Origin of the sequence: Proteus sp. ZN5, assembly GCF_011046025.1 — a bacterium.
In the GTDB taxonomy this organism is placed as follows: domain Bacteria; phylum Pseudomonadota; class Gammaproteobacteria; order Enterobacterales; family Enterobacteriaceae; genus Proteus.
Genome location: NZ_CP047639.1, coordinates 417985 through 432268, shown reverse-complemented (window position 1 = coordinate 432268; position 14284 = coordinate 417985). Strand labels below are relative to the sequence as shown.

At 38.0% G+C, this 14284-nt stretch carries 14 protein-coding genes and 1 pseudogene; 5 read left to right on the top strand and 10 right to left on the bottom strand.

The features are described 5' to 3' along the window. Positions 1-35: 35 nt before the first annotated feature. The gene (locus GTK47_RS02145) at positions 36-1583 is read right to left on the bottom strand and encodes an AbgT family transporter (protein ID WP_109402170.1); all 1548 of its coding nucleotides are present in this window, start codon (positions 1581-1583) and stop codon (positions 36-38) included. 461 nt (positions 1584-2044) lie between these two features. Further along, a complete protein-coding gene (gene asd / locus GTK47_RS02140) occupies positions 2045-3151 on the bottom strand; it encodes an aspartate-semialdehyde dehydrogenase (protein ID WP_165121980.1) in 1107 nt (368 codons plus the stop codon). 472 nt (positions 3152-3623) lie between these two features. Here asd and GTK47_RS02135 point away from each other — a divergent pair, with 472 nt between their 5' ends. Then, a complete protein-coding gene (locus tag GTK47_RS02135; RefSeq protein WP_109402168.1) occupies positions 3624-4193 on the top strand; it encodes an rRNA adenine N-6-methyltransferase family protein in 570 nt (189 codons plus the stop codon). A gap of 55 nt (positions 4194-4248) precedes the next feature. On the opposite strand, the gene GTK47_RS02130 is transcribed toward GTK47_RS02135, so the two are convergent. Further along, positions 4249-5736 (bottom strand): PLP-dependent aminotransferase family protein, encoded by a 1488-nt coding sequence (locus GTK47_RS02130; protein WP_165121979.1) that lies wholly within the window; start codon positions 5734-5736, stop codon positions 4249-4251. A 127-nt stretch (positions 5737-5863) separates the two neighbouring features. Here GTK47_RS02130 and GTK47_RS02125 point away from each other — a divergent pair, with 127 nt between their 5' ends. Continuing rightward, positions 5864-6322, top strand: a complete 459-nt coding sequence (locus GTK47_RS02125; protein ID WP_165121978.1) for a GNAT family N-acetyltransferase — start codon at positions 5864-5866, stop codon at positions 6320-6322. Between the two features lie 89 nt (positions 6323-6411). Here the strand turns inward: GTK47_RS02125 and GTK47_RS02120 are convergent, their stop codons facing one another. Further along, positions 6412-7149 carry a tetratricopeptide repeat protein gene (locus GTK47_RS02120; protein ID WP_165121977.1) on the bottom strand — a complete coding sequence of 246 codons (738 nt, stop codon included), beginning with the start codon at positions 7147-7149 and terminating at the stop codon, positions 6412-6414. A gap of 108 nt (positions 7150-7257) precedes the next feature. Here GTK47_RS02120 and murQ point away from each other — a divergent pair, with 108 nt between their 5' ends. Beyond that, positions 7258-8157, top strand: a complete 900-nt coding sequence (gene murQ / locus GTK47_RS02115) for an N-acetylmuramic acid 6-phosphate etherase (protein WP_165121976.1) — start codon at positions 7258-7260, stop codon at positions 8155-8157. A gap of 10 nt (positions 8158-8167) precedes the next feature. On the opposite strand, the pseudogene GTK47_RS02110 reads toward murQ, so the two are convergent. From GTK47_RS02110 to GTK47_RS02100, 3 genes and pseudogenes are all read right to left on the bottom strand, one after another. Then, positions 8168-8547, bottom strand: a pseudogene (locus GTK47_RS02110) (type II toxin-antitoxin system death-on-curing family toxin). Further along, entirely contained in the window at positions 8544-8729 is a 186-nt protein-coding gene (locus GTK47_RS02105; protein ID WP_241256098.1) for a type II toxin-antitoxin system prevent-host-death family antitoxin, read from the bottom strand. Before GTK47_RS02105 ends, GTK47_RS02110 begins: the two are co-directional and overlap by 4 nt. Positions 8730-8922: 193 nt before the next feature. Then, positions 8923-9786, bottom strand: a complete 864-nt coding sequence (locus GTK47_RS02100; RefSeq protein WP_165121975.1) for a YicC/YloC family endoribonuclease — start codon at positions 9784-9786, stop codon at positions 8923-8925. A 125-nt stretch (positions 9787-9911) separates the two neighbouring features. Here GTK47_RS02100 and rph point away from each other — a divergent pair, with 125 nt between their 5' ends. Both rph and pyrE read left to right on the top strand, forming a co-directional pair. Further along, positions 9912-10628: a ribonuclease PH gene (gene rph, locus GTK47_RS02095; protein WP_069366895.1), complete on the top strand. Its 717-nt coding sequence runs from the start codon at positions 9912-9914 to the stop codon at positions 10626-10628. A gap of 80 nt (positions 10629-10708) precedes the next feature. Continuing rightward, positions 10709-11353, top strand: coding sequence for an orotate phosphoribosyltransferase (gene pyrE / locus GTK47_RS02090; protein WP_109394424.1), 645 nt, complete (start codon positions 10709-10711; stop codon positions 11351-11353). A gap of 307 nt (positions 11354-11660) precedes the next feature. On the opposite strand, the gene slmA is transcribed toward pyrE, so the two are convergent. The 3 genes from slmA to coaBC form a co-directional block, all read right to left on the bottom strand. Then, positions 11661-12263, bottom strand: coding sequence for a nucleoid occlusion factor SlmA (gene slmA, locus GTK47_RS02085; protein WP_075673256.1), 603 nt, complete (start codon positions 12261-12263; stop codon positions 11661-11663). A 112-nt stretch (positions 12264-12375) separates the two neighbouring features. Then, positions 12376-12834: a dUTP diphosphatase gene (gene dut / locus GTK47_RS02080; RefSeq protein ID WP_006534255.1), complete on the bottom strand. Its 459-nt coding sequence runs from the start codon at positions 12832-12834 to the stop codon at positions 12376-12378. Next, a complete protein-coding gene (gene coaBC, locus GTK47_RS02075; protein ID WP_165121974.1) occupies positions 12818-14029 on the bottom strand; it encodes a bifunctional phosphopantothenoylcysteine decarboxylase/phosphopantothenate--cysteine ligase CoaBC in 1212 nt (403 codons plus the stop codon). Before coaBC ends, dut begins: the two co-directional genes overlap by 17 nt. Positions 14030-14284: the final 255 nt, after the last annotated feature.

Here is a 14284-nt window from a genome sequence, read left to right as displayed (position 1 = left end):
GTTGTTCCTAATACAGTTGTTTTTATAAGCGTGAGTTATGATGCCGGTTGCCATGTATATCCACTGTCAAAGCCAAGAGGAATATCGAGTCCCCAGAAGACAAACAGTGTTGTCGTTAACACAATAAGCAAGCCAATAGTGAAAGGGATCATCATTGAGCATAGTGTACCGATACCAGCCCCTTTATAGTATTTTTGGCAATACATCAAAATCAGTGGGTAGAATGGGAACATCGGTGTACTCACATTCATTGCGGAATCACTGACACGGAACGCAGCTTGCGTTAATTCAGGTGAAATTCCGACAGCCATTAACATTGGCACTAATACCGGTGCAATAACAGCCCATTTTGATGTTGCTGAGGTGATCATGATATTTAAAATAGCAGTCAGCAAAATCACACCTAATACCGTCATACCTGAAGGCATATTAAGCGTACGCAGTAACTCTGCACCTGATAGCGCTAATAAAGTTCCTAAATTCGAGTGTTGGAAAGAGTAAAGAAACTGAGCTGCAAAAAAGGCAAAAACGATAAATGGGATCAGCGATTTAGTGATATTTTCCATTGCTTTGACGATATCTTTTGTGGAAGCAAAAGACTTGGTCATATAGCCATAGATTAAACCGGGTACAGAGAAGAAGATAAACAGTAAAGGCACCACAATTTGCATAATTGGCGCTTTAGGGCTGGTTAAGCTCCCTTCTGGTGAACGTAATGGCGAAGTTTCTGGTAATAACAGGGCAAATAAACCAATTCCCATCAACACAACCGCCCAACCAGCAAAACGGAATGCGCGTTTTTCTATTGGTGTGATTTCACCCAACTCCGCATCCTTGGTATCAATCCCTGAAGAGACTGGGCAGTTTTTGTTTAACCAAGGCTCGACAATTTTTTCAGTGATATACCAACAAGTTAAAATAACACCAAATGTACCACCTACACTAAAAAAGTAGTTACATAAAACGTTAACGCTATATCCCGGAGCCATAATTTGCGCCGCTTCTTGAGTAAAGCTTTGCATTATTGGATCAATGATTGACGGTGTATAACTTGCGGTAAATCCACCTGCTAAACCTGCAAATGAGGCGGCGATCCCAGCTAAAGGATGACGACCACTAGCATAGAACATCATCGCAGAGACAGGCATAAGAATAACGTAAGCTGAGTCAGACGCTAAGTGCGCAACAATACCAACAAAGACAACCGTTGGTGTTAGCATTTTAGGAGAAATAAACGAAAGCATCTTTTTTAAAGCTGTTTTAATAAAGCCACTGCTTTCTGCAATACCAATTCCTAATGTTGCAACAATCGTTATTCCAAGTGGCGGAAAGCTAATGAAATTTTTTACCGCACTTGTCACAAATAATATGATTTCTTCATATTGAAACATATTAATAACGGTGATTTTCTCTTTAGTCACTGGATGGAAATAATCAAAATGTACAAAAGAGAGGAGAAATGAAAATATCCAGCAGATCACTAGGGCGTAAACGAACAGCATCGTAACATCAGGCATGACATTACCAATACGTTCTACTCGGTTTAAAAAACCTTTTTTATTGGGTTGTGTTTGTGTTGTCATATTTATAATGCATCTTTTTATAAAAGTAATAAAAATAACCATAAATAAATGACAATATAAAGTAAATTTATTTTTAAATAATAAGTAGTTACCGCAACCTCTCTTTAATAAAGAGAAAAGGGATAATATATTAGAAATTGTTATAATTGGATTTTCTTCGTCATTACTTTTCAGTTGTTAAAAAATACTTTATTTATTTTTGCGCTCTATTTTAAATAAAAATAGGTGAATTATTCTGAATAACCTGACTGAATTCTTTAGCGTTATTTTTGAAAGTATTGTAGGAAACGTATTTTATAAATCGCCATAAAATTAAAAATAAATAAAATATGAAAATTTAAAAATAGTTTTGTGAAAAAAGAAGAGGAGGAGAAATAAGAAATAAAGCTAATAGCTATTGAGAATAAGAATACCAACCATTTCTATTTTCTAAAAATGGCCGATATTCCAAATAATTAATATTAACGCAGAATATTCAGCATACGACGTAAAGGCTCTGCGGCACCCCATAACAGTTGGTCACCCACTGTAAAGGCTGAAATAAATTCAGGGCCCATATTCAGTTTACGAATACGGCCTACTGGTGTGCTCAATGTACCGGTAACTGCGGCAGGTGTTAATTCACGTATAGTTAACTCACGATCATTAGGAATGACTTTTACCCAATCATTATGGCTTGCGAGTAACTGTTCAATCTCAGTAACAGGTAAGTCTTTCTTCAGTTTTAAGGTAAATGCTTGGCTATGGCAGCGTAATGCGCCAATACGAACGCAAAGACCATCCACAGGAATGATATTTGAACCTGTATTGAGGATCTTGTTAGTTTCTGCTTGTCCTTTCCACTCTTCGCGGCTTTGACCATTTTCTAATTGTTTATCAATCCAAGGGATCAAGCTACCTGCTAGAGGAACACCAAATTGTTCAGTGGGCATCGCACCACTGCGTGTAAAGTTAGTGACTTTACGTTCAATATCTAAGATTGCTGATGCTGGGTTTTCTAGCTCTTTAACCACTTGATTATGTAAAGAACCCATCTGTGACAGTAACTCTCTCATATGGCGAGCACCAGCCCCAGAAGCCGCTTGATAAGTGGATACACTTGCCCATTCCACTAAATTGTTAGCAAACAGGCCACCTAATGACATCAGCATTAAACTGACGGTACAGTTACCGCCGACAAAGGCTTTAATACCTTTATTTAAGCTGTCTTGAATATGCTGTCCATTAACAGGATCGAGAATAATCACGGCATCATCATTCATACGCAGTGCTGATGCTGCATCAATCCAGTAACCTTGCCAACCTACTTGACGCAGTTTTGGATAGATTTCATTGGTGTAGTCACCACCTTGGCAACTAATAATAATATCGAGTGATGCCAAGGTATCAATATCATAAGCATCTTGCAGAGTGCTACGGTGATTACCATAAGCGGGTGCTACTTCACCTAATTGAGATGTGGTGAAGAAAACAGGGTTTATCCCATCAAAATCACGTTCTTCAACCATTCTTTGCATTAAAACGGAGCCGACCATACCACGCCAGCCCACAAAACCAACATTTTTCATTGTAATTACCCTGTCTTTATCTGTAGGAATAGTGAGAGACCTCACACTAACCTGACAAAATATAGAGATGGGTGCAAGTTAATTTATTGATTATTTACCAAAGAATTAGAAGTGTTTCTTATAGTCTGCGTAGAGTTAACAAAAGAAAGCCACAGAACGAACAAATATCAATGAGTTGTTAAAAAAGAAAATGAACCAACCATAAAAGTGTAAGAATAATCTGCTATATCTTATTTTCTTTTTTAGGATAAATAAAAATATATTCTTGTTTAAGAAAATAGAGTAAAAATAGAAAAATGTAAAATAGTGTAATATATAAGAAAAACGTATTTACTTAGAGATGACTCCAAGCTTTATACTGAAAGTCATTATTCAATAGATGATGTATTTTCATAAATAAAAATAATGATGAATGTTCTTCATTTAATCTAAATTTTATTTTACCTTAATTAAAAGGCACTAGGAGGCGAAGATGGATATATCCACATTCATTCCATTATCTACATACTACTCATATTTAAAACGGTTTGTGATCTCACCAACCACGATGGGTACTATCGCGCCTTCATCTCGTTGGTTATGTTATGAAATGTTAGATAAACTCAATTGGCAACAGGACATTCAGGTTGCTGAGTTAGGTGCCGGTACAGGGGTTATTACTCAACAGATCTTAAAAAGAATGTCGTTGAATTCTTCATTAGATGTTTTTGAAATAGAACCCAGCTTTGCGACAGAATTAGATAAAATTAACGATAAGCGATTAAGGGTCTATACCGCATCAGCAGAAAAATTAAATAGCCATTATAATATGATTATTTCAGGGCTACCTTTTTTATCTATTCCTAAAAAAACAGGTTTAAAAGTTTTAAAACGCGTGCATAAAGAGCTATTAAAAACACAAGGTTGTTTTGTATTATTTCAATATACAACTCGATATGAAAAAACGTTATCTCGTTATTTTCATTTAGAAAAAAAATTGGTAATGCTGAATGTTCCTCCTGCTTGGGTTTATTATTGCACGCCAAAAAATAAAATAGGGTAAATGCAAAGCTTGTTCGACATTTATATTGCAAATAACAAATAAGAATAAATGTTATTTATTTAGATAATGTGTGAGCAAGCAAAATAATACTCTTTTCAATTTCAATAGGATCATGAGCCGCATACCCTAATAATACGCCTTGTTTTGGGTAGGTTTGGATGCAGTAACGTGATAAAGGCTGTATAGCTAATCCAATCTCTCGTGATTTTTTCACAATATATTCTTCTGTATAGTCAGCTTGCAACCAGCAGACAATATGGATACCTGAATCTGTCGGTGCAACACAGAAAACATGAGATAGATGTGTTTTTATGGCATTAGTTAACACTTGATAACGTTCATAACAGGCTTTGCGTATTCGCCTAACATGACGTGCATAATGCCCTTGAGAAATAAACAGCGCCAATGTGGCTTGCTCTAAAAAGCCAGAATGTGAATCGGTATAGTATTTAGCGGCTTTAAAGGCATCAACTAAAGGTAAAGGAACCACTAAAAAGCCTAAACGAAATCCGGGATACATCATTTTTGAGAATGTACCAGCATAAATAACGCGCTGGTATTTATCTAATCCTTGGAGAGATTGAATGGGTTTAGAGTGATAGCGAAATTCACTATTGTAGTCATCTTCAAAGATCCACACATTATTGGATGACGCCCACTCTAACAACGCAATACGGCGTGAAAGTGAGAGTGTATTACCCAAAGGGAATTGATGCGAAGGTGTCGTAAAAACAAGTTTTGCTTCAGGACACTTTTCTATCCCTTGAGAAATATCCATCCCATTAACATCCGAATTTATTGGATGTGATTTTATACCATAAGATGTGAAGATCCCTCGAGCACTGTCATAACCAGGATCATCTAACCAAACTGCATCACCTTCTTTTAATAATACTCTGGTGGTGAGATTAATCGCTTGCTGTGTTCCATTCACAATAATGATTTGTTCAGGTTGGCAAAAAAGCCCACGAGTTGATTGCATATATTGGCATATCATCTCTTTTAAGGGTGTGTAACCTGTTGGCGAATTAAATGTTGCGAGTGCTTTTTTCGATTGTCGCCAAACTCGCCCTAATAACCTTCCCCAAAGCTCATGTGGAAACAGATCAACACATCCAACGCCAACATGAAATATCGGATTACTATTGATATTGGGTTGTGATTGTTGCCAAAAAGCTTGTGCTTTTTGCATATTGGGGTTTAGTGTTTCTAATGGGCTTTCGATTGAGGGTGATGAAATAGAGTGGGTTGTTTTGATCCACTTATCCGAAATAATGGCATCAGGGATTGTGCTTGCAACAAAAGTACCTGCACCGCGTCGAGTAAATAAATAGCCTTCATCAATTAAACGTTCAAATCCTGCAATAACAGAATTGCGGGAAATCGACATCATTTCAGCTAAGGTACGGCTTGATGGTAAACGACTACCTGATGTTAAGCGTCCATCTAAAATCGCTTTTCTAATCGCGTGATAAACCTGAGAACCAATAGGTCCTTCTTCTAAAACAAGGTTAGGGAAATAAGCTGTTTTTTTCTGTTTCATAAAGTGGACCCTATAAAAACACAAAAAGTGTACCTTATTGAGAACCAAAATTAAACGTACCATGACCACGATTAAAGGCAGGTGATACCTTTTTATAGCATTTATGAAAGTAGAAGGAAGTGAAGAGATGAGCACAACACCAATAGCTGTTTCAATTCAATTTGTTGAACAAGAGCATTATGCTCAATGGTTACCACATTGGTTAAATTATCAAGCATTTTATAAAGTTGAGTTATCAGAAGAGACAACATTAAAAACATGGACACGTTTTTTTGATGAAAAAGAACCTGTTTATTGTGCTGTAGCGATGGAAGGTGAAAAGGTATTAGGCTTTGTACATTATCTTTTTCATCGTTCAACATGGGCTGAAAGTGATTTTTGTTATTTAGAAGATTTATTTGTTTCACCAGATACACGTGGTCGCCATGTAGGTAAGCAACTTATTGAGTTTGTTAATCAGCAAGCAAAACAGCGTGATTGTGCTCGTTTATATTGGCATACACAGGAAACCAATTTACGTGGTCAGCGCTTATATAACTGGGTGGCAGAAAAACCGGGTGTAATTGAATACCGTATGGCGCTATAAAAGAACGTTAGGTAGGACAGACAGGGTATAAAAGAGATGGCGATATTTACCATCTCTTTTCTGAGTTAGGGTTATTTATTAGATTTGGGTTAATTAAACTCTTGTTGGCAATAAAACTCATTGCCAACTTTTTTTGCCTCTTCACAAGCTTGTTTCATTAATTCATCTGCTTTTTGCTTGTTTGGCTCGATAATATGATATTGGCCAGAGAACATAAAAGAAGCCATTGCTTGAGCAAATCCTTCAAAAGTCATTTCATTCGCTTTTGCAAACCACATATTCGCTTTTTCAGTATCTACAGGTACATTACCAACTCCACTATAAAGAACACCTAGCCAAATCGGAGCGTAAACAAGCTCTGGTTGATGAGTTGCTGCAGCTTCTTCTAATAATGTAATTGCTTTTTTGTAATCTGTTTCACCAGATAAAGGTGCTATAAGAGCCGTTGCTAAACTTATTTTTCCTCTTATGCTTCCTTTATTTGCTGAGATTGTTGCTAATTTTCTCGCTTCAACATAATAATTTTTAAAGTAAGGATCCGCATTAAATAAATAGAGATCAGCAAGTAATGCATAGGCATCGGCATAGTCGTTTTTTATTGCCTCATTTGCCCATAATTGGGCATTAAGAATATTTTTTTCGACACCCGTTCCCATTAAATACATTTCAGCTAATTGATATTGAGCTGGTGCATTGTGATTTAGTGCTTCTTTGTGAGTATCTTCAAATTTTCTTTTGTCTTGCTCTTCAAAATTAGCATGTAAAGAAAAGGAGAAAAAAAGCGTAATTAGGCTGATAAAGGTCGAAATATATTTAATAAATGTCATGTAGAGTACCGTTTGTAATGATTTTGAAAATCTTACCAATAATAATGGTATAAAAGCAGTTTATTTCTTCGATTTAATCAAATAAATAACAATATTGGGAGCGCGATAATGGCGATTGACCTTAGCAATCTTGTCACAGAAAGTAGAAATCATAACAGTGAAAATATAGACACGCTTTCAACCTTCGATATGCTAAAAGTCATTAATAATGAAGATAAAAAAGTACCATTAGCAGTCGAGAAAACGTTACCTGAAATTACTCAATTGGTTGATAAAGTTGCGATTGCTTTTTCTCAAGGTGGTCGTCTTATTTATTGTGGCGCTGGTACATCGGGGCGATTAGGGATTTTAGATGCCAGTGAATGCCCTCCAACTTATGGTACACCTCATGAAATGGTGATTGGATTAATTGCTGGTGGACACAAAGCTATTTTACAAGCCGTCGAGAATGCAGAAGATAATACTCAATTAGGCGAACAAGATTTACGCCAACTTAATTTTAACGAGAAAGATGTTTTAGTGGGTATTGCTGCAAGTGGTAGAACACCGTATGTGATAGGTGCTTTGCAGTATGCAAAATTATTAGGCGCAACAACAGGAGCTATTAGTTGCAATCCAGAAAGTCCGATTGCCAAACTTGCTGATATTGCTATTACACCGATTGTGGGTGCTGAAGTGGTAACAGGTTCATCGCGTATGAAAGCCGGCACAGCACAAAAACTTATCTTAAATATGATAACAACAGGCGCGATGATAAAAATCGGCAAAGTTTTTGGTAATTTAATGGTGGATGTTGAAGCGACTAATGCCAAATTGGTTGAACGCCAAATTCGCATTGTAATGCAAGCAACGGAATGTGAAAGAGCTATCGCTGAAGAAGCATTATCACAATGCCATCGCCACTGTAAAACGGCAATTTTAATGATCTTAGCAAATGTAGATGCACAGCAGGCCACACAGATGCTTAATCAAAACAAAGGATTTATTAGAAAGGCATTGGGGGAGTGATTAAATAATTTTAGTTTTTATCACTTAGTTTTCTTAGGTGTTGTGCTAACTGTTGGCTATTTTTAGTTCCTGTGGCTGCCTCAACAGTTAGATTCTCCAACACATCGTCAATATCTATTATTTTTATACCATTGCGATAAAGAAAAGTCATAGTGACAAAAAAGCAGTTCGCTTATTATCATCATTAAAAATATGACCTCGAGAAATGGCGATCCAATAGGTCACAGCTAGTTCATAAATATCTGTTATGCCTTCATAATGAGTACGATTTTGTACTCTGTAAATAAGTGCTTCGGCTCTTCCTGATTCAGACATTCCTGCAACACCAGGAAGTTGCCTTAAGACCCTATCATGAAAAGCAATAACTTCTTTTGCACTTACCCAATTCATCGGTTTGTTAATGCTTTAATTGTGTGCCCATGGCGTTGCATAATAATATCAAATTCAGCATTTAGCTTTGCGTTTTGGTAGGCTTCAAATTCAGCTTTGCTGATAACAATGGCAGAACTACCATCTCTACGTGTTATTTCAACGGGTTCACCACGGAAGGCAGCATCTAGAACTTCAGAAATATTCGCTCAAGCTTGAGTAGAGGTATAAGTATGCATCATTTTCTCACATTATTTAATGTACATTTAAATGTGTACATGTTGGCTGTGCAAATTTCAATTTACAAAATAAAATGAGAAGTCTTTTATAACAAAAAAGCCAGTGAATACAAGGTGTTTACTGGCTTAATGATGGGCTGTAAACCGCTAAGAAATCTTATTCAATGTTTTGGATCTGCTCACGCATTTGTTCAATTAAAACTTTTAATTCAATGGCTGAATTAGTGACTTCAGTATTAATTGATTTCGATGCTAATGTGTTGGATTCACGGTTAAATTCTTGCATCATAAAATCAAGACGACGACCTACGGCTTCTTTTTTCACGAGAATTTTGCGTGTTTCTTTAACGTGAGCTTCTAATCTATCAAGCTCTTCAGCAACATCTAAACGTTGCGCTAACATCACTAATTCTTGCTCTAAACGATTATTATCAATTTGAACTTGAGCTTCTTCTAATTTGCTCGTTAAGCGTTCACGTTGCCATTGTAAAACTTCTGGCATCTGTGCTCTCACCTTAACAACTTCTTCGCAAACAGCATCTAAACGCTGTTCGATCAGTACTTTCAGTGATTGTCCTTCAGCTTCACGGCTTGCGATGAATGCATCGATCGCTAAATCTAATTCAGTTAAAAGCTCAGTACCAATGGCGTCTAAATCTTGCTCTTGTGCGGAAATAACACCCGGCCAACGCAAAATATCAAATGGGCTGATAGTCCCTTCATGACTGTGGCTTTTTACCCAGTTGGCAGAAACAATTAGTTGTTTTGCTAAATTTTCATCAAGATTAAGTTCGCCTTGAAAGCGAGCATTAAGATCAAAACGTAAGTTACATTCAATTTTACCACGCGTTAAGCGATTACGTAGACGTTCACGAATAACAGGCTCTAAACTACGTAATTGCTCAGGTAAACGAATATAAGTTTCAAGATAGCGTTGGTTTACGGAACGTAATTCCCATGCAGCGCTACCCCAGTCTTTTTTGATGTCTCGGCGAGCAAAAGCGGTCATGCTACGGATCATAATAGGGTCTCAATAGTGTAAAAGATGATACGATTATAACCCTAGGCATCGATACAGGATAGGCATAAGCCATTTTAGGTCGTATAATGCGCCCCCAATATGTCAGAGAAAGCGGAGATAACACCATGCGTCCAGCAGACAGACAAGCAGACCAAGTACGTCCTATTACCATCACTCGCCATTATACAAAACACGCTGAGGGTTCTGTATTAGTCGAATTTGGTGATACTAAAGTCTTGTGTAACGCCACTGTAGAAGAGGGTGTACCACGTTTTCTTAAAGGACAAGGGCAAGGTTGGGTAACCGCAGAATACGGTATGCTTCCTCGCGCAACAAATAGTCGTAATGCACGTGAAGCGGCTCGTGGTAAACAAACTGGCCGTACTATGGAAATTCAACGCTTAATTGCACGCTCATTACGTGCGGCTGTTGATTTAAAAGCATTAGGTGAATTCACTATCACTGTTGATTGTGACGTTATTCAAGCTGATGGTGGTACACGTACGGCCTCTATCTCCGGTGCTTGTGTCGCATTAGTTGATGCTTTAAATAAAATGGTTGAAGAAGGTAAACTGAAAAAGAGCCCTCTTAAATCAATGGTCGCTGCTGTATCTGTGGGGATCGTTGATGGTGAACCATTATGCGATCTTGAATATGTTGAAGATTCTGCCGCAGAAACAGATATGAATGTGGTGATGATTGATGATGGTCGTATGATTGAAGTTCAAGGTACGGCAGAAGGCGCACCATTTAGTCACGAAGAATTACTTGCTTTACTCGCCCTTGCAAAGGGGGGATTAGAGAAAATATTTGAAGCGCAAAAAGAGGCGCTTAAGCAATAAATTATATTTTTAAGGCGACTGAGAAGTCGCCTTTTTTATGTCTAAAATTTGTCATCAAGTAACGTAGAGAGGAGAAAGAAATGAAAGCCTACCAACGCCGCTTTATCGAACTAGCATTAGCAAAAAATGTCCTGAAATTTGGTGAGTTCACACTGAAATCAGGAAGGGTGAGTCCTTACTTTTTTAATGCCGGTTTATTTAATACAGGGCGTGATTTGGCTTTACTGGGGCAGTTCTATGCGCAAACATTATTAGATAATAATGTGTCTTGTGATGTGTTGTTTGGACCCGCTTATAAAGGGATACCTATTGCAACCACAACGGCAGTCGCATTGGTTGAGCATCATGATATCGATATCCCTTACTGTTTTAATCGCAAAGAGGCTAAAGATCATGGTGAAGGAGGAACATTAGTAGGAAGCCCATTGAAAGGTAATGTTGTGATTGTCGATGATGTCATTACAGCAGGTACTGCAATTCGTGAATCAATGGAAATTATAAAACAACATGATGCAATGCTTTCTGCCGTGTTATTAAGTTTGGATAGACAAGAGAAAGGGCGAGAAGAACTTTCTGCAATACAAGAGTTAAAACGTGATTATCAATGCCAAGTGTATTCGATTATTACCTTGGATGATTTAATTAGTTACCTAAGTGAGAATGAAACACTGTCTGAGCATTTACCTGCGGTTAAAGCTTATCGTGAGCGCTATGGCGTGAATTAATAAAGTCAATACGCGATAAACGAGTTGGTCGATTAGAGATAAAAAAAAGCCCTCGCCCAATTATGGGCGGGGTGAGTAGTACAATGAATCTTCTGTGACAATTATCACAGATATTGAAATATAAAAAGGACTTTTACAGCAGGGGCAAAGCGAGTCGCTAATGCCACAATGTAGGAACTGCACGAGTGCCATTCCTGATAAATACATTAGGTAATTGTGTACCAGAGGACGCATGTTAACACAAATAAGAAAAAAACGGCATATCTGTAAATTTCAAATTGTTGAGTTAAATCACGAGTCCATCATTTCATTGTAACTGTGCCAAAATTAATGGCCAGCGAGCTTCAAATTCTTGAGTGGGTTGATAGCGAAATTCTGTGCGTACAAAGCGTGCTAACATACCTTCACAAAAAGCGAGTAGTTGTGAAGCAAGTAATGCTTCATCATGCAAGAAAGCACTACCTTCACGAATTTTACGCTCTTTAATGACTTGTCGTAATTGAACCTCAATACGCTCATAAAGCTGGTTTATTCGCCCTTGCAATCTGTCTTGTTCAAACATCAATGCATGACCAGTCAAAATACGAGATAGCCCTGGGTTTTTCTCAGCAAAACCGAGGATCAAGATAAGAATTAAGCGAATTCTTGCAACAGCCTCTTTTTCGTCTTTTAAAATCAAATTAATACGGGAGACTAAGCTATCTTCGATAAACTCAATCAAGCTATCAAACATTTTGGTTTTACTGGGAAAATGTCGATAGAGCGCGGCTTCAGATACACCAACAGTGGCAGCAAGCTTTGCCGTTGTGATGCGCTGACTACCATCACTTGATTCCAACATTTGGGCAAGTGATTGTAAGATTTCATCCCGTCTATTTCTTTTCTTTTTGGTTTCTTTTTCTTCTGCCATGACTGATAAGGCCCCTGCTAAAAGCAAAACAAATCAGTAAACCTTTGCACTAAGGTTTTTAGTGCAAAGGGAGTGATATCGTCATTGATATAATTAATGCAAGACGTCGTTATTATTGGCGGCCGGAGTGACCAAAGCCACCGCTACCACGTTCCGTTGCGGTAAAATCTTCAACAATATTAAATTCAGCTTGAACTACGGGCACTATAATCATTTGAGCAATACGCTCACCCGGTTCGATGGTAAACGCTGTTTGACCACGATTCCAAACAGATACCATCAGTTGACCTTGGTAATCGGAATCAATCAGTCCAACTAAGTTACCTAATACAACACCGTGTTTATGGCCTAAACCTGAACGAGGAAGTACCATTGCTGCTAATCCTTCATCGGCAATATGTACAGCAAGACCTGTAGGTAATAATTCGGTTTGCCCTGGTTCAAGAACTAATGGTGCATCAAGGCAAGCGCGTAAATCTAAACCAGCAGAGCCTGTCGTGGCATAAGCAGGAAGTGGATATTCTTGACCAATACGTGCATCAAGGATTTTAACATCAATTTTTTTCATCATAATGTTTGGCTATCTCGTCAAGTAGGCGATGGCTAAGTTGTGCTTTACTACTGTGTGGTAAGCGCACTTCTCCATTAGCCCAAATAAGGTGTAATGCATTGTTATCACTGTTAAAGCCTTGATTTTCTACTGAAACATCATTGGCACAGATTAAATCGAGTTGCTTTTGTTCTCGTTTTTTGCGGGCATATTCTTCCACATTCTGGGTTTCGGCTGCAAATCCAACAACAAAAGGACGGTGTTCAACCATTTTTCCGACACTCGCGACAATGTCGGGGTTTTTTACCATAGTGATGGTGACTTCATCACCTTGTTTTTTTATTTTTTCAGCCGCGATAAGTTTAGCGCGGTAATCTGCAACCGCCGCACAACCAATAAAAATATCTTGTGAAGGTGCGATTAGCATCACTTGTTCATACATTTCTTGTGCGCTTTCAACGTCAATACGTTTAACACAAGCGGGTGTCGGTAATGTGACAGGCCCTGCGATAAGTGTGACATCAGCTCCACGTAATGCGGCTGCTTGTGCAATCGCAAATCCCATTTTCCCTGAGCTATGATTACTGATAAAACGCACTGGATCTAAGGCTTCACGAGTCGGACCTGCGGTTATCGTAATTTTTTTACCTGCAAAATCTTGTGGCTGCAAAGCAAGTTGTTTTTCAGCTAATGCGACAAGTGCTAAAGGATCTAACATTCGTCCCGGCCCTACATCACCACAAGCTTGGCTACCAGAGTCAGGCCCCCAAATTAAGCAGCCACGTTGCTCTAAAGCTGATAAATTTTCTTGTGTAATCGTGGCTCTGTACATTTGCTGATTCATTGCTGGTGCAATAGCGATAGGTGCGCTACTCGCTAAACAGAGTGTGGTAAGTAAATCATTTGCCATACCCACTCGTAAACGTGCAATAAGATCGGCAGTAGCAGGTGCAAGTAGAATTAAATCAGCCCATTTACCTAATTCAATATGCCCCATAGCGGCTTCTGCTGCTGGATCAAGTAAATCATCCGCAACAGGAAAACCAGAAACAGCTTGTAGTGATAAAGGTGTCACAAATGCATGAGCTGCAGAGGTCATTACAACTCGCACAATTGCACCTTTTTCACGTAAACGGCGTACAAGTTCAGGTGCTTTATAGGCCGCAATACCACCACTGATACCAAGAATAATCTTTTTGTCGTGAAGTGTAGTCATGATGAAATGCCTAAGTACATAAATAATTGTCCGTAATTTTACCACAAGGTCGTCGTGAATTCGGAATTCTATGTAACATCATGTTTTATAGATTAAATTTTTGCGATTCATCTCGCATAAATTTAATATGTGTCTTTTTTATACAAGATTAGCAGTTTATATTAAATTAACTGTATAAAACAACAGTTGTTTTACGATTGGCATTTAATGATGAGTGATGCTTCACCTAAATCCTAATGCTTATATGAATAGATA